Origin of the sequence: Marivirga tractuosa, from assembly GCF_042140215.1 — a bacterium.
Lineage (GTDB): Bacteria > Bacteroidota > Bacteroidia > Cytophagales > Cyclobacteriaceae > Marivirga > Marivirga tractuosa_A.
Genome location: NZ_CP159478.1, coordinates 4,745,938 through 4,767,434 on the forward strand (window position 1 = coordinate 4,745,938; position 21,497 = coordinate 4,767,434).

Below are 21,497 nucleotides of genomic sequence, written 5' to 3' on the forward strand. Positions count from 1 at the left end.
ATTTACTTCCATTTAAGCTGTAAAAAATTCCCGCCAACGCCTGTGCCTTCACAGGCGTTTTATCGTTTTGTGAAGACCTGTCTGCTCAGGCGGGCAAAACATAACTTTCTTAAAAAGTTCTATCTAAAATGATTTAATAATATCAGTGAAATCTCTTGATTTAAGAGAAGCACCGCCAATTAAACCACCATCAACATCAGGTTGAGAAAAAAGTTCTTTCGCATTATCAGGTTTACAACTTCCTCCATATAAAATAGAGGTTTCATTTGCAGCATCTTGACCAAATTTAGAGGCAATATGCTCACGAATGGTTTTATGCATATCCTGAGCTTGTTGAGAGCTAGCTGTTTTGCCTGTTCCAATTGCCCAAATTGGTTCGTAAGCAATAACGATATTTTTGAATTGCTCAGCAGATAAATGAAATAAGCTATTGGTCAATTGCTTGGTTACATAATCATTCTGAGTATCCGCCTCTCTGATTTCCAAAGGCTCGCCACAACAAAAAATTACTTTCAAGTCATTTTTCAATGCGTTATCTGTCTTTTTCGCTAACTCTTCATCTGTTTCAGAGAAATGTTGTCTTCTTTCGCTATGACCCAAAATCACATACTGAGCACCTAATGATTTCAGCATAGGAGCAGAAACTTCACCGGTGAATGCACCAGCATCTTCTAGGTGGCAATTCTGCCCTGCCAAAACAATTTGCCCCATCTCAGGAATTAAATTTTCAACTGCATATATAAATGGAGCTGGAGGAGCAATTACTACTTTAACATCAGAAGGCCCTTCATCTTCCACCATATTGGCGATTTCAGAAGTCAATGATTGCGCTTCTACTAAAGTTTTATTCATTTTCCAGTTTCCTGCTACTATTTTCTGTCTCATTTTATTTTCAAATTTTGTTATAGGCTAAAAAACAAAAATAAGAAGATTTGAGCATAAAGCTAAGGGATAGTAGATTACATACACAAAGTAGGCAGCAATTGTAGTTCCTTTTTCAGTTCAGCATCTAAATTTTCCTTTGTTAAGCCCACTTCACTTAATAACTCCCAAAAACCTACACCCCCAGTTATTAATACAAATAAATGTTCTTTACCATAAATCCTAAAAGTCCTTTCACAAATCAAGGCACCCACCATATAAGGAATTGAGGTATCACCAACAAATACCCTTTCAAATGGCTTCAAATATTTTGATAAATCAATATCTGGATTAGAATTTAAATGATTTTTGAGATTCTCTTTATGCCAAGAATAAGAATAGGTCCGAGTCCCACCGATATAAGTGGCTACTCCTTCTTCTATTAACTTATGGGTGGAGGATGATAATACTAAATTATAATGGTGAACAATTTCGTGCGTGTACACTTCAGTATTATTAGCTGATAAAACAATATTATGGCGTTCAGCTAAACCACCTCCACCGTCTATATACATGGTGGGTTTGTAATCAAAGCCTTTGATTACAAAGAGCTCTTTTAAGCCAACACATGAGTAATAAGTGATTGGCAAAGGGTCAATACTGTAAAACTCACTGATTTTATCAATTGCTTCCAATTGCATTTGTGCTTCTGTTTCATCGAATTCTTTTTGAGGAGAAACAACATATTGAATACTTCCTTTTTGAATTTTGTCCCAATCTTTGGTGAAGTATCCAAGGGGATTACTAAACACAATATTACCTTTTGTTTTGGTTGCTACTATATTATAAATAGCTTTTATCGTATTCTCATTATTAATCTCATCGTGTCCTATAAAAGCTATTTTAGCAAGCTTTTTATGCTCTTCATCTGTGTCCACAATTTCCATCAAAGTTGGCTGATAGAAATTTTGAATAGAGTCTTTATGCTCAATATTATAAATATCAGAATAAGGAAAAATATAGGTGCCAAAGTCAGGTTTATACCAATATTTATTTTCGTAAAGCGACTTATTCTTAGTCTCTAAAAACTTCCTAAGGGTTCCAATTATTTCCTGATTTATTGGCTTATCGGTATCGATATGGGATGAAATTGTCAGTTTTAACGGTGAGTCGGATTCATCTTTTTTACTATGGTCACATGAGGCAATGATTCCTATTAAGAATATATTTAAAATTAATTTCATTAATAAAGAACTCCAATTCTCAACTTTTATTTTTATCTTTTCTCTCCTTTTGAATTTTCATAAAAAACTACATCGAGCATAAATGTCCGTGATTTTTTGATAGAATCTTCTTTCACTTGCACGAATCTCTCTGATACGTCCAAGCAATTCCTCAAAATAATCTTTCCCGAATTGAGAAGAGGCCTGTTTAAGTCTATCATCATCCATGGCAAATCCTTTGATGATGTATTCCCTTAATACTTTTGTAGCCCAAATTCGGAATTGAGTTCCTCGCTGAGATTTCACTCTATAGCCAACAGAAATAATGACATCTAAATTATAGTATTCTAAATCACGAGATACTTCACGAGTGCCTTCTATTTGAACTTTTCGGAATTTCCGAACAGTTGAATTGCGTTCTAACTCACCTTCTTGAAAAACACTAGTAATATGCTCAGAAATGGTTGATTTAGTTTTTTCGAATAACTCTTGCATAGCTTCTTAAGTGAGCCAAACAGTCTCATTATGCAAAAGCACATCTACCTTTAATTCACCACTTTGGGAAACATACAATAAAAAATTACTTTTATTTGGAGTGAGACAATTTTCCATGGTTAAATTCTTTCAGTTGACATAAACAAAACTAAGAAAAAGAATTTAACCAAATTAATAATGGCACATTGATTAAATTATTACTCAATCTAATATTCCCACTTCCCCATATCCACTACTGGTCTCAAATAAATTTCAGGAATAATCGAATCCAGTTTCTCAAAATCTACCTCATTCACTAAGGATACTCTATGAATGTTGAAGCCTTCAATTTCTTTCAATTCCGGAATCCAATATCTGATATACTCTCCTTTACCATCATATTTTTTGGCTTGGCTCAGAATATTAAAATAGCGGTTTTCTCTTGGGTCATTTCCTACTCTAGCTACATACGCCCAGTTTCCCCAGTTGCTAGCCACATCATAATCAATTAATTGATGCTCGAAATACCAGGCTCCCATTCGCCAATCTAATCCCAAATCTTTTACCAAAAAGCTTGCTACATTTTGCCTCCCTCGGTTACTCATAAAACCAGAAGCATTTAATTCCCTCATGTTGGCATCAATAAAAGGCACTCCTGTTTCACCATTTTTCCATTTATCAAAAAGTTGTAAATCCCATTTCCAATCTACTTTTTTTCCTTTTATGCCTTCTTTTTGGAATAGCTGAGCACCAAACTTCTTCAAGACAAAATGAAAATAATCTCTCCAAATCAGTTCGAAAACCATCCAATAAGTGGATTGGTTTTTCTTTCGTTCCTTCTCATATTGCTTTACCTGATAATAAATGGATCTAGGCGAAACACATCCTAAAGCTAGCCAAGGAGAAAACTTGGAAGAGTAACTTTCCCCTAATAGTCCATTTCTAGTGTATTTATATTCTTTGAGTTGGTCTGTTTCCCAAAAATAATGGCTCAATCGCTGCCATGCTTTGCTTTCTCCTCCCTGAAAATCTAAAACTGATTTTTTATCTACTTCAATTTTTTGTATTCCTAAATCTGAAAACTCAATGTTTTGATTTACTGAAATAGAATTATTTAACTCTTGAGGTGATTCAACTAAATCTCTGACTTCGGTTTGCTTCTCATTTTCTTTTCTGAATTGAGTAAAAATATCTGGTAACTTCCCGATCGGCCATGGAATATCATCTTCATGAAAAAGAGTAGATTGAGCATAAAAATGTACCACGGATTTATGCTTTATAAATAGTTCTTCAACTGCTTTTTCATCTTGAATTTCTTCAGTGCCAGATTCCTTCGGAGCAAACAATCCATCAAAATTATACTCTTCCAAAAGTGATTGAATTATTTGCACTGGATTGCCTTTTCGAATTAATAATTTACCTCCCTTTTTCTCAATATTTTGTTTTAAATCCAAAACTGATTGCCATTCGAAATTCAATTTAATGTTAGAGGAGCGTCTAATTCCTAATGGGTTTTCTTGCCAGTCTTTTTCATCAAAAATATGGAGCAAAAGGTATCGTTCTGAATTCTTGATTCCTTCCCAAAGAGCTTCATTATCTTCCAATCTTAGATTTTTTCGAAACCAAATCAGTGATTTTTGATGCCTTTTTTTCATTTTACACAGATTTTAATCTGTCATCATAACTCATTGCTCAAAATTTATGTTTGAAGCTTTTTAATTAAGCCGATAAAAGATAAATTGACACTTGGAAACAGAAAGCGTAAAACATGAAAAAAATTAATTTCAATTCCATTAAAAGTAGAATGATAATCGGCTATGGCAGTATGGCACTGTTAATAGTAATTGTTGTTTTTATTACGCTTTCACAAATCGCCAATATCATGGTGATGGGGAATGATATTTTAGAAAATAAGCAACCTTCCCGTATGTACGTGGATGCTATGAAAAGTGGAGTGCGTCATTCCAATGTCACATTACAAAATTACTTGCTTTCTGGAGATGAAAAATTAAAAAATGAGCTAGATGAGATTTGGGAAAAAGAAGTTCAAGCAACAAAAGACAGCATTGACTCTTTGAAAGCTTATTGGGGTAATCCAGAAAACATCATTATATATGAAAAGCTCAACAGGTTAGGTGATAGGATTCGAAATAAACAAGCGGAGGTGATGAGTAATGCCCAATTTGGAGGTGGAGACATCAGTTTATCACTTTATGACTACACAGACATGGAAGGTGATACTATATACGATACGAATGACCTTCAAAATTGGATAGATGATGAATTAAACAACCAAAGCTCTAATAACAATCCTAATGGGAATTTATACGCAGATAATTTAAAGCCTTTAAGCGATGAATTCGATGAGAAGGCGGCACTTTTATATTCAAATTTGGAACAGGAATCTTTAACAATTGGTGATAAAATTTTTGCGGCTAGAGATAGGTTTGTAATAATTGAATCAATCATAGTCATATTATCAATTGTTTTATGCTTTATATTTTACCGCTTTGCCCGCAAACAAATTAAAGGGAGTATTGATGCCTTACAAAGCGAAGTTAAAATCCTCAGCGAAGGCAACATCCCAGAAACAAAAGCAAAAACTAATGACGAATTTGATATTATTCTAGAAGAAATACACACACTATCTGGCAATTTAGCGAATGTTAAAAACTTTGCCTTGGAAGTAGGAAAAGGTAGTTTCGATAGTGACATTTCAGTTTTCAACAATCAAGGAGATATTGGTTCATCCCTAGCAGAAATGCGTGATAGTCTGAAAAATGTATCGGAAGAAGCCAGAATCAGAAATTGGACCAATAAAGGCTCTGCTGAATTTGGGGATATATTAAGGAAATACAACAACAACATAAGTGAGCTGAGTGATCATGTTATCACCTTTATGGTAAATTACCTCAGCGCCAATCAAGGAAGTATTTTTATAGTAGATGAAGATGCAAACGGAGAAGAGGCGCTTCATCTGACCGCAACTTATGCTTATGATAGAAAGAAATTTTTAGAGAAAACTATTCAAGCAGGGCAAGGATTGGTTGGACAAGTATACCTTGAAAAACAATCCATTTACATGAAAGAATTGCCTGAAAATTATATTACTATCACCTCCGGCTTAGGGAAAGCAACTCCAAAGAGCATTTTTATAGTTCCGCTCATTGCCAATGATACTGTTTATGGTGTTATTGAAATAGGAACTTTCACTGAGTTTACTGAAAATGAAAGAAAATTTATTGAAGATGTAGGCGAAAACATTGCTTCCTCAGTACAGTCTGTTAAAATTAATGAGAGAACCAATAAATTATTGGAAGACTCTCAACAGATGACGGAGGAAATGCGTGCTCAGGAGGAGGAAATGCGCCAAAACATGGAGGAACTGCAGGCAACTCAAGAAGAGATGGAGCGCTCTCAAAAAGAAAATAATGAGCGTCTTATAGCTATTGAGAAAAGCGGTATGTCCTATATTGAGTTTACTCCTAATGGTGAGATTATAACTGCTGACGATACTTTTATTGATTTATTCGGCTACAATTCAGTTGATGAAATCAAAGGCAAGCATCACCGAATTTTTGTAAGTGATGAATATGCCAGTTCAGAGGATTATCAACTATTCTGGGAGAACTTAAGAGCAGGAAAAATCCAAAATGGGATTTTCGAACGCTACAGTAAGAATGGACAAAGAATACAGATTAAAGGTTCTTACACAGTCATAAGAAATCAAAATGGTGAAATTACCAAAATGGTGAAATTTGCATTTGATATTACCGAAGTTTATCAAAAATTAGAGGCTTTAGTAAAAGAAAAAGAAGCTTTAATTCAGCAATTAGAAGAAATAGAAGGGAAAATTAAAAGTGCTGGAGAAGGTGGTCTAGATGAATTAAAAGCCTATCAAAAAGAATTAAAAAAATCTTTAATTGAAAAACTTCAAAAAAACGAGTCAGAATTAAAAGCCTCACTTGAGAAACAAAAACGAGATTTAGGTATTTCTTAAAAAGCATTCAATTCCGCTCCAACTATTAATAAGAGCAATCCTTAGATAAATGTAGCATTGATTCTAAAGCTATTTTTTAAATTAATAAAAACATAAAATAACACTGCAGGTTATTCAACCCAATATGAAAAAAGCAAATAAAGGAAAGACAGGAGTATTATTAGTGAATTTAGGAACACCCGATTCAACTAAAACATCGGATGTACGAAAATATTTAAGGGAGTTTTTAATGGATAAAAGGGTAATTGATATTCCATTTTTATTCCGCTGGATGTTGGTTAATTTGATTATTGCACCTTTCAGAGCTCCAAAATCTGCTAAGGAATATCGTAAACTTTGGGTGGAAAGAGGGTCGCCTTTGAAATTCTATGGAGAAGATGTTAGAGATATGCTGCAAAAAGAGTTGGATGATGAATATGTTGTAGCAATAGCAATGCGGTATCAATCTCCAAGCATTCAAGATGCCTTGGATGAATTGAGAAAACATAAAGTGGATAAAATAATTGTGGTTCCTTTATTTCCACAATACGCTTCTGCCACCAGTGGATCGGTTCATGATAAGGTGATGGAAATTGTACAAAAATGGCAAATCATTCCTCAAATTAATTTCATTAGCACTTTTGTGGAAGAACCAGGCTTTTACAAAACCTTTGCCCGCTTAGGTAAAAAATACTTGGACAAACATGAATATGATCATGTGATCTTTAGTTTTCATGGTTTGCCAGAACGCCAAATAAAAAAGGGCTCTGTAGATAATTATTGCAAATTAGGAAATTGCTGCAATGTTTATCATGATAAAAATAGATTTTGCTACAGAGCGCAATGTTTTCAAACAGCTCGCTTAATAGCAAATGAACTAAACCTTCCAGAAGATCAATATACCGTAACATTCCAAAGTCGATTAGGTAATGATCCTTGGATTAAACCTTATACCGATGATGTTTTAAAAGATTTAGCCAAGGATGGAAAAAAATCAGTATTAGCTTTTTCACCTGCTTTTGTTTCCGATTGCTTGGAAACCACTATTGAAGTGGGAGAAGAATTCAAAGAGGAATTTGAGGAAGCTGGAGGAGAAAGATGGGACTTAGTTGAAAGTTTAAATGACAATAAAGATTGGGTACAAACTCTAAAATCTTTAGTCCTTAAAAATTAGATTAAGCACACATTCGGAGCGTTAAGAATTTTTAACTAAATTATTGGCAGTTTGAAATATGAAAAGCCAATATTTTAAAATAATAGCGCCCTTAATCTTTATATGCTTTGCTGAGTCTAGCTTTGCAATTCAAAATGATTCATTACAGAATTTTTTAGAAAAAAAACTACTTGAGGCTTCCTTCAAAGAAAAAAAAGATGTCTTAGATTATTTAGAAATTACAGATCAGATTTATCCAAACTCTCCATCAGAAGCATTATTCTATATTAACATGCTTGAAGAAAAGTTAGAATCTGAGAAAATAGAAATAGGAAAAGAAGATATCCTAAATAAAAAAGGGATATTCTATTGGCAACAGGGAATATATGATGCCGCATTAAAAGCTTTTTTTGAAGCGCTCTCCATTTTCGAGCAAGAGGGCAATAATATCGAAGTCATTAAAGCCCTCAATAATATTGGTGAAACTTACAAAAAGCAAAAAGACTACATTCAATCTGCTAAGTTTATTCAACTTGCACTTTCTAAATCAGATAAGGCAAAAGACTTTGCTCCAGAGTTGATATTGGTAAACTTAGGGCAGCTTTTTATGCTAAACGAAAACTATGACAGTGCAAATTACTATTTAAATCAAGTGTTAAGTAAAGACTCCATCAGCAATCAAACAAAAGGGTTTGCTAATCTTTATAAAGGCATGATTAATCTTGCAAATGCAAAAAATGATTCTGCTCATTTTTACCTACAAGAAAGCTTGAAATATTGGGAAAAATTAAACTACGCAAGAGGAATTGTTGAGAGTAATATAGAAATCGCTAGAGTTTATGTTTTGCAAAATAATTTAGAAAAAGCAAACCAACGTTTAAAACAGGCTGAACAATTAGCCCTGAATATCAATACTTTAGATCTATTGCTTAAAATCTATCAGTCTAAGATTGAACTATTTAAAATTAATGGTAGTAAGGATTCCTTGGTTTTTTATTTTGATAAATATCTGGAAATTCAGGATTCTATATTTAATGCAGAATCCAGAGCTGAAATAAATAAGCTAAGCATTCAATATAATTTATCTCAAAAAGAAAAAGAAAGTTATAAGTTAGCTTTAGAACAATCCCAATTGGCCAATAAAATTGAGAATAGAACTCAATTTTTAATACTATTGATTGTAGCCCTTATCTTTTCAATCGTAACTATTTTGTATTTGAGAAATAAAAGCAACCAACTCAAAAATGCTCATATTAAACTTAAACAACAAAAAGAAGAGATAGAAGAAAAGCAGAAGAAGATTTCATCCAAATCATTAGATCTTGCCAGAGTTAACAAAGAACTTCATAATCTCAATAAAAATTTAGAAAAAAGGGTTTTGGAGAGGACTAGAAAATTAAATGAACGGAATCGACAAATAGCAGAATTCACCTATTATAATTCTCATAAGTTAAGAGCCCCTGTTGCAAATGTGTTAGGGCTTATTAATGTGATAGAATTAACTAAAGATGGAAAAATAGATCCTACCGTATTAAACTATCTCAAAATAAGCGCAACGGAATTAGACAAAGTGATTTTCAATTTGAAAAATCTACTTGAACTCGATGAGGAATTAGATCAATAATAATTTAATCTACTTCTGGTAATTCAACTTTAAATGTGGTTCCTATTCTGGTTTTAGAAGTAAAACTAATCTTACCTTTTAACACATTTAACGTATCCACCACAATATACAATCCTAAGCCCGATCCTTCGGTGCCTTGGTGAGCTCTAAAAAACATCTCAAATATTTTGCTTTGATATTCATCTGGAATACCTGAACCATTATCTTCCACCTCTATTACATAAGAATTATTCTCCTTTTTAGCCGAAACTTTAATATATTGAGGGTCATCTTGTTTGAAATCATGGTATTTTAAAGCATTGGTTACCAAATTACTTAAGACAATATTGATTCTCTTAGGATCAGTTCTAATTTTAAAATCCGAATCATATGCCCTGATCAGTTCTACTTTTTCGGCATTTTGATAATATTTTAAATCTTCCACTATACTGTCCAAAATGTCATCCATTTTAACCAGCTTCATTTCAAGTGGTTTCTTAGTATTAGTTGAAAAATCCATAATACTTTTAATGAATTCCTCTAGTTTAGTAATGCTAATGTTCATCAATTTGAAATACTCCTTAATTTCTTCAGGATTATGAGACATTCCTGCAACGGAAATAAGTCCTCTTAAAGATTTTAAAGGGGCAACCAAATCGTGAGATGATCGGTAAACAAAGTTGTCTAATTCATTATTAATAGTTTTTAATTCTTCATTCGCTTCTTTTAAGCGTTCTTTTTGTGAACGAAGCTCTGAAGTTCTCTCTTTTACTATTTTTTCCAGTTTCTTATTAGCAAAGCTTAACCTATGAGTACGGTATTTAATAAATCCATAGATTAATAACCCAACTATTAATACAAGTAAAATATAGGTGATATAGCTTTCATACCATTTTGTAGGAACGTTTATTTTAAATTCAAATGGTTGAATATCTAAATCTAAATTCTGAATGTTTCTAGCCTTCAAGTGAAAAGTATAATCGCCACCTGATAAATTGGTATATTCTTTTCGTGTATTATTAGTCCATTCTGACCAACCTTCATCAAAACCTTCTAGGTAGTAAGAAAATTGTAAGTTTTCTTTTAGAAAACTAGGTACAGAAAAATAAAAATCAATTGAATTACTCTTTTTTTCGGGTAGGGATATTATATGATTACTGCCTTTTATAAAAACAGAACTGTCACTGATCTTTATATATCTAACTTTAGCTTCTGGTTTAAAGCTATTTTTTTTCTCTGGATCATAGAACTGCAAATATTGCAATCCAAACCCAGAAGTTAGCCAAATATTACCTCTTCTATCCTCAATTGGATCAGTATAGTAATTAGAAAACAAGCCAGATTTTTTATCTAGCTTCTTAATAATATCTCCATCATCATTAAACAGTACAATTCCATTTTGCCAAGTTGAAGCTAAAAATAAGGAGTCCTGAAATTTTTCGACATAATATAGGTAGGTACTATCTTGTAAGAAGTATTGATTTATTTCATTATCCCACAGCTCAGTTTCATAGGTTTCAGGATCTAACTTAAAAATCCCACTTTCTGAGGTAAATAATAACCATTCTTTATCTTCTTTTTGAAGGATTTCCCAAGCATAATCATCCTCAAAAATGAAATCTTCATTGATTAAGTTAAATGTATCATTTTCTAACCTAGCTAATCCACCTTCCTCACCATATATTGAAACTAACAAATCATCTTCAACCTTATATATAGTTAGGTATTTATTATCGGTTTGAATTTTCTTTAAAATCTCCCCATCCCATTTAAATAACGAACTATCTGAGTTAAAAAATACATCGCCATTATGTTCTATAATTTTCCAAACATATGGGATATCAATTTCACCAATCGATTGATCATTCAAGGGATGATAAATCATATTTCCTATCTGATTTCTTTGAAAAAAGCCAAACTCATTACTTCCAAAAGTATAGATCTTGTCTCCTATGATTTTTAGAAAAGATATAGGGGTATAATCAGGTGTTCTGTATAATTGCCAGTGGGTGCCATCAAATTCTAAGAGGCCATTTTCATTACCAAAATACATTATACCGTCTTCGTCCTCATTTGCGACATAATTAAAAGAGCTTGCTTGGTAGTTGGAACCATTAAAATCAAAAATCACGATAGAATCCTGTGAACCTGCATTAACAGAATCAGCATTTTGAAAAGATAAGGCATAGAAGGTGGGGAGCTCAAAAAATATAATGAGTAAAAATATACGCCATGCTTTTACACTTCTTAGGAAAAGCAATAATTTAGATATTGACATATTCAAAAAATCCAATAGTTCTTAAATTTAGAGAATTATTATCAACTCAAAAAATATATTAGACAAACAGTTAGCTGGCTTCGATGTAATATTATATAAAAATAGCCCATGCTTAAATAAAAACATGGGCTATTGAAATAATGCAATTAAAGCTCTTCTACTCCATTTCAATTAGTTCTTGATTAGCATTCATGAAATGATACTCTGTCAAGGCTAATGAACTATCTTGAATTAACTTAATCCATTTTCCATATTTGAAAAACCATTTGACACGTAAGGATATTATCCCTTTAGTGTAATGTGAGTACAAAAATGGATGCAAAGCAAGACTTAAAGATTTTTCATTTTGTTTTGTTAACAAATATTCCAAATCTTGCTCAATTTTATCTGAAACCAGTATTGAAGCAGTTATTTTACCTGTTCCATTACAAGTAGGACAACTTTCCTTGGTTACAATATTCAGTTCAGGCCTTACCCTTTGACGGGTTACCTGCATTAATCCAAATTTAGATAAAGGAAGTACTGTATGCTTAGAACGATCAGTTTCCATAAACTCCTTCATCTTTTTGAAAAGGAGTTTTTTGTTATCAGGGTTTTTCATGTCGATGAAATCGACAACGATTATTCCGCCCATATCCCTTAATCTTAATTGACGAGCAATTTCTTTTGCCGCCTCAAGATTAGTGCTTAAAGCAGTATCTTCCTGACTTTCTTCATTATTGGATTTATTCCCACTGTTAACATCAATTACATGTAAGGCTTCTGTATGCTCAATAATGAGATATCCACCACCTTTTACGTTTACAGATTGTCCAAATAATGATTTTAACTGTCTTTCAATTCCGAAATGCTCAAAGATCTTATTCCTTCCCGTATATAGCTTTAGGATTTTCTCCTTACTTGGGTCTATCTTTTGGATATAGGTCTGGATTTCATTGAATATTTCTTCGTCATCCACATGGATACTGTCGAAAGATTCATTCATCATATCCCTTAAAATGGAAGAAGCCCTGCCAACCTCACCAATAATTTTATCTTTTGGTTTGGCATCTTTAAGCTTTTTAACTCCATTCTCCCAAGTATCTAATAAGTTTCTTAGGTCTGTATCCAGTTCTGCCACCTCTTTACCTTCGGCAACAGTACGGATGATTACGCCAAAATTTTCTGGCTTAATGGAAGAAATTAATCTGGTGAGTCTTTTACGTTCCTCACTAGTCGATATCTTTTTGGATATGCTTATTCCATTGGCAAATGGTACTAATACCAAATACCTTCCTGCTAGTGACAACTCGCATGATAGTCTTGGCCCTTTCGTAGAGATAGGTTCTTTAATAACCTGAACCAACACCTGCTTGTTCTTGGAGAGCACCTGTGAGATTTTTCCTAATTTGTCAATCTCTGGCTCTAATTTGAACTTACTTAATTTGTATGAGGTGTTATTACGAGTAGTGGCAAATTTAGTATATTTTAAAAGTGAGTTTACTTTGGTCTGAAGATCATGATAGTGCAAAAATGCATCTTTCTCATAACCTACGTCCACAAATGCAGCATTTAAGCCCTGCATTACTTTTCGGACGTTCCCTAAATAAATATCACCCACACTAAATTGCTCTTCTTTATTATCATAATGAATCTCAATGAGATTCCTATCATTTAGAAGGGCAATACGACTGCCATTTTGAGTTGAATTAATAATTAATTCATTGCTCAAAGCTCAATAAGTTTAAGTGAAAAACTAAAAAAAAAGTCTAATACAAAGACAAACAAGAAGTAATGATTACTTCTTGGTCTTGTGTCTGTTTTTTCTTAGTCTTTTCTTTCTCTTATGAGTTGAAATCTTGTGTCTTTTTCTTTTTTTACCGCAAGGCATAACTTAAAAATTTTTTGTTAAACAATTTTATTATAATTCATTCAAGTAACTCTCAACAGCTGCTAGTAGTTGCTCATCGTTACTTTTATTTTTAATTTCTGTAAATAACTCTTTAGCTTTTGCTTTCTGTCCGCTATTCATCAAACTTAAGGCTAAATAAAACTGAGCCTGAACATTTTCAGGGTGTTGCTTTAAGAGCTTTTCAAAACGCCCTATAGCTTTATTGTATTGACCTGACTGCACAGAAAGAATACCTAAATTAAATAAAGCTTCTTCATTATCCGGATCTTCTTCCACAACTTCTAAAAGCATAGATATGCCTTTCATTGGGTTATCTGATGACACATATGTCATTGCCAATTTTATTTTAGCACTATTGTTAGCAGGATTACTGTCCAATACTTTTTGTAAGTATTCTCTAGTTTTTATTGCTAATCTTTCTGCTTTTTCAACATCAGCAGCAAAACTGAAAGCTTCATAATAGGCGTTTCCTATTAATTCATTATCCTCTTTTGATAATTCTACATATTTAGCAGCACTATCCAATCGATTAAGATCTCGATAAACACTGGCTAAAGAATCTGCAAATATAACACTATTTTCTTGATTTTCAGCTAAACTGTAACTATTTCTTAGCCGTTCAATATCCTCCTTTATCTCATCTGGAATATTCCCAGAATGAGACTCAGACATCATGCTATTTGCAGGAGAAGAATTACTATCATCATTAGATGTACTCTTTTCTTCAGTTTCAGCCCCTTTTTCAATAGTTTCATTCTCATTATCCACCACCACTTTAGGTAAACTGAAAAATACAGCAACCAATGCAATAGCAACAACGATTAATATGATACGGGATTTGAGCATTACAAAATTTAAACTTCTTCAGTTATTTTGTTAGAACTTTTAATTTTCTCCACAAAAACTTTTGAGGGCTTAAAACTAGGTACATAATGCTCATCTATTACGATAGCGGTATTTTTGGAAATATTACGAGCAATTTTCTTTGCTCTCTTTTTATTCACAAAACTTCCAAAGCCTCTGACATAAATATTTTCACCGTCAGCCATTGAGTCCTTCACCACAGAGAAAAATGCTTCTACTGTAGCGGTTACATCTGCTTTGTCTATACCTGTTTTTTCAGAAATTTCTGATATAACGTCTGCTTTAGTCACGCTTCCTTTTGATTTAAATTATTAAAAAAATTCTCCCTTTCATTTTGGGTCTGCAAAGGTAACCCTACATTTTTGAATTTAAAAGTAAAATCTTCTAAAGATATGTAAGCTTTATTCCAATATTTCACATTTAACTTTTTAATTCTCAACAATTTATACAAAATCTTATTAATAACTTCATCTTTATATTCTTTATTTATTTAAAATAAGATTACACATATTTGTATTTATATGACACAAAGCTTCTCAAATTCACTTATAAATTGGTATAAAAATAATAAAAGAGACTTGCCCTGGAGAAATACTACCGATCCTTATAAAATATGGCTTTCGGAAATTATTCTGCAGCAAACCAGAGTAAATCAAGGCTTGCCTTATTATAATAAGTTTGTGAGCCAATATCCAAAAGTTCTTGATTTGGCTAAAGCTCCAGAAGATGAAGTGATGAGATTATGGCAAGGATTAGGCTATTATTCACGTGCAAGAAATCTGCATGAATGTGCTAAATCAGTAGTTAAAGATTATAATAGCGAATTCCCTAAAGCCTATAATGAATTATTAAAATTAAAAGGGGTGGGCAAATATACTGCAGCTGCCATAGCCTCTTTTGCCTTTGAGCAGGCAGTTCCAGTAGTAGATGGAAATGTTTTTAGAGTATTAGCAAGATATTTTGATGTTTCTGATGATATTTCACAGCCCAAGACCTTCACTAAGTTCTTTAATATTGCAAAAGAGTTAATACCTGATGACTATGCCGCTTCATTTAATCAGGCAATGATGGAGCTAGGAGCCACAATTTGCACTCCCAAAAAGCCTGATTGTGAAAATTGCCCTTTATCACAGGAATGTGAGGCAAGAATACATCATAAACAATCCGAATTACCTGTTAAGATGAAGAAAATAAAGATCAAAAACAGATATCTTTATTATCTAATCTGGCAGCATGAAGAAAAGTTGGCAATGAAAAAAGAGGTCCAAAAGATATCTGGCAGGGCCTATTTGATTTTGATTTGATTGAAAGCAATAAAGCACTTTCTATTGAAGAAATCTATAATAAAGTAAATGAGAAATATACCCATTCAGAAGTAATCGAAATATCTGAGCCCGTTAAACATATTCTATCTCATCAGCGACTTGAAGCTGTATTTATAGAATTGAGATCAGATAATCAAAATATATTGAATGACCATAAATTAAAATACTATACAAAACAGGAAGTTGAAGAACTACCAAAGCCTAGATTGATTGAGAATTATTTGACAAGCAAAAATTTTTAGGTAAATTTATAATTGAAGTATGAACTGCCGGAAATTTTTTCCCCGAAAAAGCAGTTTACTTCAACTATTAACTGTAATTTTGAACTAAAACTTTTTAACTTATGCAAGGAGTAAACAAAGTCATTTTGATTGGAAATCTGGGTAAAGACCCAGAGGTAAGACACTTAGACAACGGAGCATCCGTTGCAAATTTTTCAATAGCAACAACCGAAACCTATAAAGACAGAAACTCAGGAGAGCGAGTTGATCAAACAGAATGGCACAACATTGTGCTTTGGAGAGGTTTAGCAGAAGTAGCTGAAAAATACTTGAAAAAAGGCGATAGCGTCTATATAGAAGGAAAGCTTAGAACCAGATCATGGGAAAAAGAGGGAGTTACCCGATACACCACTGAAGTTGTAGGTGACCAATTGACCATGCTTGGCGGAAAGAAAAGCAGTGATGATTCAGGTCAGTCATCAAATTATTCGGGAGGTAACCAGTCTAATAGTCAGCAAGCACCTGCACAAAGCCAGACTCCAGATACGAATAGTGAAATGGATGATTTACCATTTTAAATAAACAAATATAAAAATTGGAAGACCCTTCCCCTAGTATATTTTTATTAGCAAGCATAGCCGAAAGCGGCAATCATTGGTTTTACATCATCAATACTTTATTGATGATGTTTTTACTTATGATGTCAGCTTTAGTTTCAGGTTCCGAAGTTGCATTCTTTTCACTTTCTCATGAGGATTTAGCTAAGTGCAAAACCAGTAATTTACCAAAAGAACAGACTATTCTGGAATTGCTCAAAAACCCAAAGCGCTTACTAGCTACTATCTTAATTCTTAATAATTTTATTAATGTTGGTATAGTAACTCTTTCCACCTACGTTACCTGGGAAATTGTGGGTACTAAAGAAACGGAAGGCTTATTAGTGGTTACCTTAACTGCGATAATTACATTCCTGATTGTTTTTTATGGAGAAATTGTCCCTAAAGTCTATGCCAACCAGAATAATTTAAGCTTTGCTTCAAGAATGGCGCTTCCTCTAAATTTCTCTGCCAAAATCTTTAGCCCTTTATCAATTTCATTAATGAGCTTGAGCAATATTATTGAAAAAAGAGTTGCGCAAAAAGGTTTTAGTGTTTCAATTGATGAATTACATCATGCACTAGAAATTACTGCAGACAAAGATACCACCGAAGAAGAAAAAGGTATATTAAAAGGGATAGTGAATTTTGGAACGCTTTCAGTACGCCAGGTAATGAAATCCCGATTGGATATTACAGCTTTTGACATTGAGGATGACTACCATATGTTAATGGATCAAATCAATAAAAATGGGTTTAGTAGGATTCCCGTTTACCGAGATACCATTGATAAAATTGAGGGAGTCCTTTATGTAAAGGACTTACTGCCATATATAGAAAAAGAAGATAATTTTGAATGGCAAACACTTTTAAGACCAGGGTTTTTCGTTCCAGAATCAAAGAAAGTGGACAGTCTTTTAAAGGATTTCCAAGAAAAAAGAGTTCATATGGCTATAGTAGTAGATGAATACGGTGGTACATCTGGACTTATTACCTTAGAAGATGTGATAGAAGAGATCGTGGGTGAAATTAATGATGAATTTGACGAGGATATAGATGTTGCTTACAATAAATTAGATGAATACACTTATATTTTTGAAGGCAGAACATCTTTAAATGATTTCTGTAAAATCATAAATGAAGAACCTAGTACTTTTGAAGAAGTAAAAGGTGAAAGTGAGTCTTTAGGTGGGCTAATCCTTGAAATCAATAGCAAATTGCCTCGTACTGGGGAAAAAATTAAATTCAAAAACTTCACCTTCACTGTGGTGGCAGTAGACCAAAAAAGAATAAAAAGAGTAAGGGTATTTACTAAAAATTAGTCTTGAGCCTTACTCAAGAATAAACTAAATTACCATGCTTGTATTCGTAATAAGCACCTTCGTTGCAGTTTTTGTTTCCTTTTTATGCTCTATGGCTGAGGCAGTATTGCTTAGTGTAGATAAAGTTAAAATAGAAACTGATAAAGAAAAAGGCTTGACTTATGCCAAAATAATGCATAAGCTCAAATCAAATATCGATAGGCCCATATCTGCAATTTTAATATTAAACACCATAGCCCATACTGGTGGAGCCACCATAGCAGGAAGCGCATTCGATAAAATTTACGGTGAAGAATATATCTGGATTTTTTCTGTGATTTTTACAATAGTTATACTGTTTGGAACTGAAATTATTCCAAAAGTAATAGGAGTCAATAAATCGAACCTGATTTCAAGAAAAATGGCTTTACCTCTACAGCTTACCATTAAAATTCTTCATCCATTTATTGTAGTTACGCAGGCATTCACAAAACTTTTGGTAGGGAAACGCAAGAAAAGTACCCCCTACAGCTTAGATGATATCCGAACTATAGCTAGAATGGCTAAAATGGAAAAAATAATTGATACTGATCAGGAAAATATCATTATTAATACTTCTACTTTAAAAAAACGATTTGTAAAAGAAATAATGTTGCCAGTTGAAAACATTATATTTTTCAAAGAGAATATCAGTTTTGACAGATATTTCAATTTGGCTGCAGAACATAAACACACGCGTTATCCTATAAGTCAATCTGACTCTATAGAAGACGTTTATGGCTATATCAACTTCAAAGAAATTGCTTTAAATGAGAAGGTGTCATCAGAAAACAATCGGTTAAAAGAATTTGTACGTCCCATCATTTTTATTAATGAAAACACTCCAATCATCAATCTATTGAAAAAAATGAACGAAAATAGATTTCATATCTCTATGGTAAAATCTAATGATGATAAAATTATCGGGATGATTACTTTAGAAAATTTGGTAGAAACTGTAGTGGGCGATATCGAGGACGAATTTGATTAGAGGACAGCATAATTGCTGCCCCTTTAATCATTATATCGCTTTCAAAACATTCTTTAGCATTTCATTAACCTCTTCTGCATGCTGAACAATTTCATCATTTTCTACCACCTTCATGGCAGCAGCAGGATCCATAGCTGAAACTTCTATATCACCACTCTCCATTTCCCTTATGGTCACATTACATGGCAACAAAGTGCTAATATGGGGTTCAATTGAAACTACTTTATCTGCATAAGTAGGATTGCAAGCTCCTAAAATCACATGAGGTAAATAGTCTTTATCCAATTTCTTCTTCATGGTTGCCTGAAAGTCAATTTCAGTCAAAATCCCAAAACCCTCTTCTTTCAAAGCAGCTTCTACCTCCGTTCTTACTACACTAAAATCTTTGCCTTTTATTATTTTCGAATTATAGTAATTCATATCTATTCGTTTTTAGTTTAATATATTAACGAGGCTTAAGTTTTAATGATTAACTTAAACCTACTAAATCTCACAACCAAAGGGCTACATGTGATAATTGTTACATTTATCCACCTTATACCTGTTAATTGTCAATCACATAAGTGAAAATAAGCTACTTAGAGGGTGAAAATCTATTTATATTTGTAGCTAAACATTTTCCAACTTAATCGTTTGTTGTAAGTATGGATTTTAAAATCATAAGCGAATATCAACCTACCGGAGACCAACCGAAAGCCATTGAAGAACTTCAAAAAGGAGTTGAGGATGGAGAACAGGATCAGGTACTTTTAGGAGTTACAGGCTCTGGAAAAACATTTACCATTGCCAACTTAGTAGAACGCGTTCAAAAGCCCACTTTGGTTTTAAGTCATAATAAAACACTGGCTGCCCAGCTTTATGGGGAGTTCAAACAATTTTTTCCTGAAAATGCTGTAGAATATTTCATTTCCTATTATGATTATTACCAACCAGAAGCATTTATTCCATCCAGCAATGTTTATATAGAAAAAGATCTATCTATAAATGAGGAAATTGAAAAACTAAGACTAAGTGCTACTTCCGCACTGCTCTCAGGAAGAAGAGATGTGATTGTAGTGGCATCCGTTTCATGTATTTATGGTATAGGTAATCCTGAAGAATTTGGAAAAAATATTATCCGCTTACAGCAAGGAGATAAAGTTCCTCGAAATCAATTACTTTTTGCTTTTGTGGATATTCTTTACAACAGAACTACAGCTGAATTTAAAAGAGGGACATTTCGAGTTAAAGGAGATACGGTAGACATCTTTGTAGCTTATGCTGATTTCGCATATAGAATTATGTTTTGGGGAGATGAAATAGAATCCATCCAGCGTATTGACCCTGAAACCGGAAAGAAAATTTCCGAGGAAAGAATTATCAGTATTTTTCCAGCCAATCTTTTTGTAACAGGAAAGGATGTTTTGCACCAAGCCATAAAAGAAATTCAAGATGACATGGTGGAACAGGTCAAATTCTTTGAAAGAGATGGAAGGTTTTTAGAAGCTAAGAGACTGCAGGAAAGAACTGAATTTGATATTGAGATGATGCGGGAATTAGGTTACTGCTCCGGAGTGGAAAATTACTCTCGCTATTTTGACAGAAGAACCCCTGGTACAAGACCTTTCTGTTTGTTGGATTATTTCCCAGATGATTTTTTAATGGTAATAGATGAGAGTCATGTTACCGTTCCGCAGGTTCGGGCAATGTATGGAGGAGACAGAGCAAGAAAAATTAATTTGGTGGATTATGGATACAGATTACCTTCTGCAATGGATAACCGCCCTTTGAAATTCGATGAATTTGAGAATTTAATAGGTCAAACCATCTTTGTAAGTGCCACCCCTGCAGAATATGAATTACGCAAAACAGAAGGAACTGTGGTGGAACAAGTAATTAGACCAACTGGACTGCTCGATCCTGAAATTGATGTTCGCCCAAGTGGGAATCAGATTGATGATTTATTAGAAGAAATTGATGAAAGGGTTAAGCTAAACGAGCGTGTATTATGCACAACTTTAACCAAAAGAATGGCTGAAGAATTAAATAAATTCTTAGGTAGAGCTGGAGTAAAAGCTCGCTATATTCATTCTGAAGTAGATACTTTAGATCGAGTTGAAATTCTTAGGGATCTAAGATTAGGTGAATTTGATGTTTTGGTAGGTGTGAATTTATTGAGAGAAGGATTAGACTTACCAGAAGTTTCATTGGTAGCCATATTGGATGCAGATAAAGAAGGCTTTTTAAGAAATCAGCGTTCCTTAGTCCAAACCATTGGCCGTGCGGCAAGAAATGAAAAAGGAAAGGTGATCATGTATGCTGATAAAATTACAGACTCCATGCAACAAGCCATGGATGAAACCAATAGAAGAAGAGCCATTCAAAAATCCTACAACGAAGAACATGGTATAACGCCAAAAACAGTATTTAAGTCAAGGGAAAGTATTTTAGGTCAAACTGTTGCCGTTGATTCTAAAAAGACTTCTCAACAGAAATATTATGCAGGCATAGAAGAAACCTCTGTTGCAGCTGATCCAGTAGTCCAATATATGGATAAACCTGCCTTAGATAAAATGATTACTGCTACAAAAAAGAAAATGGAGAAAGCAGCAAAAGATCTGGATTTTATTGAAGCAGCAAGGTTGAGAGATGAATGGCAAGAACTTCAAAAATTACGGGATAAGAAATAACCTTTCGGTAATACGAAAAGATTATCTTT

18 protein-coding genes are annotated in these 21,497 nt (G+C 33.3%); 9 read left to right on the forward strand and 9 right to left on the reverse strand.

The window, feature by feature from the left end:
* Positions 1-123: 123 nt before the first annotated feature.
* From tpiA to ABWH96_RS21100, 4 genes are all read right to left on the reverse strand, one after another.
* Positions 124-885: a triose-phosphate isomerase gene (gene tpiA, locus ABWH96_RS21085; protein ID WP_375579459.1), complete on the reverse strand. Its 762-nt coding sequence runs from the start codon at positions 883-885 to the stop codon at positions 124-126.
* A 74-nt stretch (positions 886-959) separates the two neighbouring features.
* Positions 960-2,105 (reverse strand): hypothetical protein, encoded by a 1,146-nt coding sequence (locus tag ABWH96_RS21090; RefSeq protein WP_375579460.1) that lies wholly within the window; start codon positions 2,103-2,105, stop codon positions 960-962.
* A 57-nt stretch (positions 2,106-2,162) separates the two neighbouring features.
* Positions 2,163-2,579 carry a RhuM family protein gene (rhuM, locus tag ABWH96_RS21095; protein ID WP_375579461.1) on the reverse strand — a complete coding sequence of 139 codons (417 nt, stop codon included), beginning with the start codon at positions 2,577-2,579 and terminating at the stop codon, positions 2,163-2,165.
* 206 nt (positions 2,580-2,785) lie between these two features.
* A complete protein-coding gene (locus tag ABWH96_RS21100; RefSeq protein ID WP_375579462.1) occupies positions 2,786-4,213 on the reverse strand; it encodes a DASH family cryptochrome in 1,428 nt (475 codons plus the stop codon).
* A gap of 113 nt (positions 4,214-4,326) precedes the next feature.
* On the opposite strand from ABWH96_RS21100, the gene ABWH96_RS21105 reads away from it, so the two are divergent.
* The 3 genes from ABWH96_RS21105 to ABWH96_RS21115 all read left to right on the forward strand — a co-directional run bounded on the left by ABWH96_RS21105 (position 4,327) and on the right by ABWH96_RS21115 (position 9,314).
* Positions 4,327-6,558 (forward strand): GAF domain-containing protein, encoded by a 2,232-nt coding sequence (locus ABWH96_RS21105; RefSeq protein WP_375579463.1) that lies wholly within the window; start codon positions 4,327-4,329, stop codon positions 6,556-6,558.
* A 124-nt stretch (positions 6,559-6,682) separates the two neighbouring features.
* On the forward strand, positions 6,683-7,711 hold the full coding sequence (gene hemH / locus ABWH96_RS21110) for a ferrochelatase (protein WP_375579464.1): 1,029 nt from the start codon (positions 6,683-6,685) through the stop codon (positions 7,709-7,711).
* Positions 7,712-7,769: 58 nt separating this feature from the next.
* The gene (locus ABWH96_RS21115) at positions 7,770-9,314 is read left to right on the forward strand and encodes a tetratricopeptide repeat protein (RefSeq protein ID WP_375579465.1); all 1,545 of its coding nucleotides are present in this window, start codon (positions 7,770-7,772) and stop codon (positions 9,312-9,314) included.
* A 4-nt stretch (positions 9,315-9,318) separates the two neighbouring features.
* Here ABWH96_RS21115 and ABWH96_RS21120 read toward each other — a convergent pair whose 3' ends face one another.
* From ABWH96_RS21120 to ABWH96_RS21135, 4 genes are all read right to left on the reverse strand, one after another.
* Positions 9,319-11,571: an ATP-binding protein gene (locus tag ABWH96_RS21120; RefSeq protein ID WP_375579466.1), complete on the reverse strand. Its 2,253-nt coding sequence runs from the start codon at positions 11,569-11,571 to the stop codon at positions 9,319-9,321.
* 157 nt (positions 11,572-11,728) lie between these two features.
* On the reverse strand, positions 11,729-13,282 hold the full coding sequence (locus tag ABWH96_RS21125) for a ribonuclease E/G (RefSeq protein ID WP_375579467.1): 1,554 nt from the start codon (positions 13,280-13,282) through the stop codon (positions 11,729-11,731).
* 189 nt (positions 13,283-13,471) lie between these two features.
* Positions 13,472-14,308: a tetratricopeptide repeat protein gene (locus tag ABWH96_RS21130; RefSeq protein ID WP_375579468.1), complete on the reverse strand. Its 837-nt coding sequence runs from the start codon at positions 14,306-14,308 to the stop codon at positions 13,472-13,474.
* Positions 14,309-14,316: 8 nt separating this feature from the next.
* Complete coding sequence (locus ABWH96_RS21135) at positions 14,317-14,616, reverse strand: HU family DNA-binding protein (protein WP_013454713.1); 300 nt, start codon at positions 14,614-14,616, stop codon at positions 14,317-14,319.
* 231 nt (positions 14,617-14,847) lie between these two features.
* On the opposite strand from ABWH96_RS21135, the gene mutY reads away from it, so the two are divergent.
* From mutY to ABWH96_RS21160, 5 genes are all read left to right on the forward strand, one after another.
* A complete protein-coding gene (gene mutY, locus ABWH96_RS21140) occupies positions 14,848-15,630 on the forward strand; it encodes an A/G-specific adenine glycosylase (protein ID WP_375579469.1) in 783 nt (260 codons plus the stop codon).
* A complete protein-coding gene (locus ABWH96_RS21145; protein ID WP_375579470.1) occupies positions 15,627-15,893 on the forward strand; it encodes a hypothetical protein in 267 nt (88 codons plus the stop codon). Before mutY ends, ABWH96_RS21145 begins: the two co-directional genes overlap by 4 nt.
* A gap of 101 nt (positions 15,894-15,994) precedes the next feature.
* Positions 15,995-16,450 (forward strand): single-stranded DNA-binding protein, encoded by a 456-nt coding sequence (locus ABWH96_RS21150; RefSeq protein ID WP_375579471.1) that lies wholly within the window; start codon positions 15,995-15,997, stop codon positions 16,448-16,450.
* 17 nt (positions 16,451-16,467) lie between these two features.
* The gene (gene gldE, locus ABWH96_RS21155; RefSeq protein WP_375579472.1) at positions 16,468-17,790 is read left to right on the forward strand and encodes a gliding motility-associated protein GldE; all 1,323 of its coding nucleotides are present in this window, start codon (positions 16,468-16,470) and stop codon (positions 17,788-17,790) included.
* A 34-nt stretch (positions 17,791-17,824) separates the two neighbouring features.
* Complete coding sequence (locus ABWH96_RS21160; RefSeq protein ID WP_375579473.1) at positions 17,825-18,799, forward strand: CNNM domain-containing protein; 975 nt, start codon at positions 17,825-17,827, stop codon at positions 18,797-18,799.
* Positions 18,800-18,829: 30 nt separating this feature from the next.
* Here ABWH96_RS21160 and ABWH96_RS21165 read toward each other — a convergent pair whose 3' ends face one another.
* The gene (locus tag ABWH96_RS21165; protein ID WP_375579474.1) at positions 18,830-19,219 is read right to left on the reverse strand and encodes a DUF302 domain-containing protein; all 390 of its coding nucleotides are present in this window, start codon (positions 19,217-19,219) and stop codon (positions 18,830-18,832) included.
* A gap of 224 nt (positions 19,220-19,443) precedes the next feature.
* Here ABWH96_RS21165 and uvrB point away from each other — a divergent pair, with 224 nt between their 5' ends.
* Positions 19,444-21,468, forward strand: a complete 2,025-nt coding sequence (gene uvrB, locus ABWH96_RS21170) for an excinuclease ABC subunit UvrB (RefSeq protein WP_375579475.1) — start codon at positions 19,444-19,446, stop codon at positions 21,466-21,468.
* Positions 21,469-21,497 lie beyond the last annotated feature (29 nt).

Coding starts and splice junctions, on each gene's coding strand:
- tpiA (WP_375579459.1), bottom strand. CDS start 885: ATGAGACAGAAAATAGTAGCAGGAAACTGGAAAATGAATAAAACTTTA.
- ABWH96_RS21090 (WP_375579460.1), bottom strand. CDS start 2,105: ATGAAATTAATTTTAAATATATTCTTAATAGGAATCATTGCCTCATGT.
- rhuM (WP_375579461.1), bottom strand. CDS start 2,579: ATGCAAGAGTTATTCGAAAAAACTAAATCAACCATTTCTGAGCATATT.
- ABWH96_RS21100 (WP_375579462.1), bottom strand. CDS start 4,213: ATGAAAAAAAGGCATCAAAAATCACTGATTTGGTTTCGAAAAAATCTA.
- ABWH96_RS21105 (WP_375579463.1), top strand. CDS start 4,327: ATGAAAAAAATTAATTTCAATTCCATTAAAAGTAGAATGATAATCGGC.
- hemH (WP_375579464.1), top strand. CDS start 6,683: ATGAAAAAAGCAAATAAAGGAAAGACAGGAGTATTATTAGTGAATTTA.
- ABWH96_RS21115 (WP_375579465.1), top strand. CDS start 7,770: ATGAAAAGCCAATATTTTAAAATAATAGCGCCCTTAATCTTTATATGC.
- ABWH96_RS21120 (WP_375579466.1), bottom strand. CDS start 11,571: ATGTCAATATCTAAATTATTGCTTTTCCTAAGAAGTGTAAAAGCATGG.
- ABWH96_RS21130 (WP_375579468.1), bottom strand. CDS start 14,308: ATGCTCAAATCCCGTATCATATTAATCGTTGTTGCTATTGCATTGGTT.
- mutY (WP_375579469.1), top strand. CDS start 14,848: ATGACACAAAGCTTCTCAAATTCACTTATAAATTGGTATAAAAATAAT.
- ABWH96_RS21150 (WP_375579471.1), top strand. CDS start 15,995: ATGCAAGGAGTAAACAAAGTCATTTTGATTGGAAATCTGGGTAAAGAC.
- ABWH96_RS21160 (WP_375579473.1), top strand. CDS start 17,825: ATGCTTGTATTCGTAATAAGCACCTTCGTTGCAGTTTTTGTTTCCTTT.
- ABWH96_RS21165 (WP_375579474.1), bottom strand. CDS start 19,219: ATGAATTACTATAATTCGAAAATAATAAAAGGCAAAGATTTTAGTGTA.
- uvrB (WP_375579475.1), top strand. CDS start 19,444: ATGGATTTTAAAATCATAAGCGAATATCAACCTACCGGAGACCAACCG.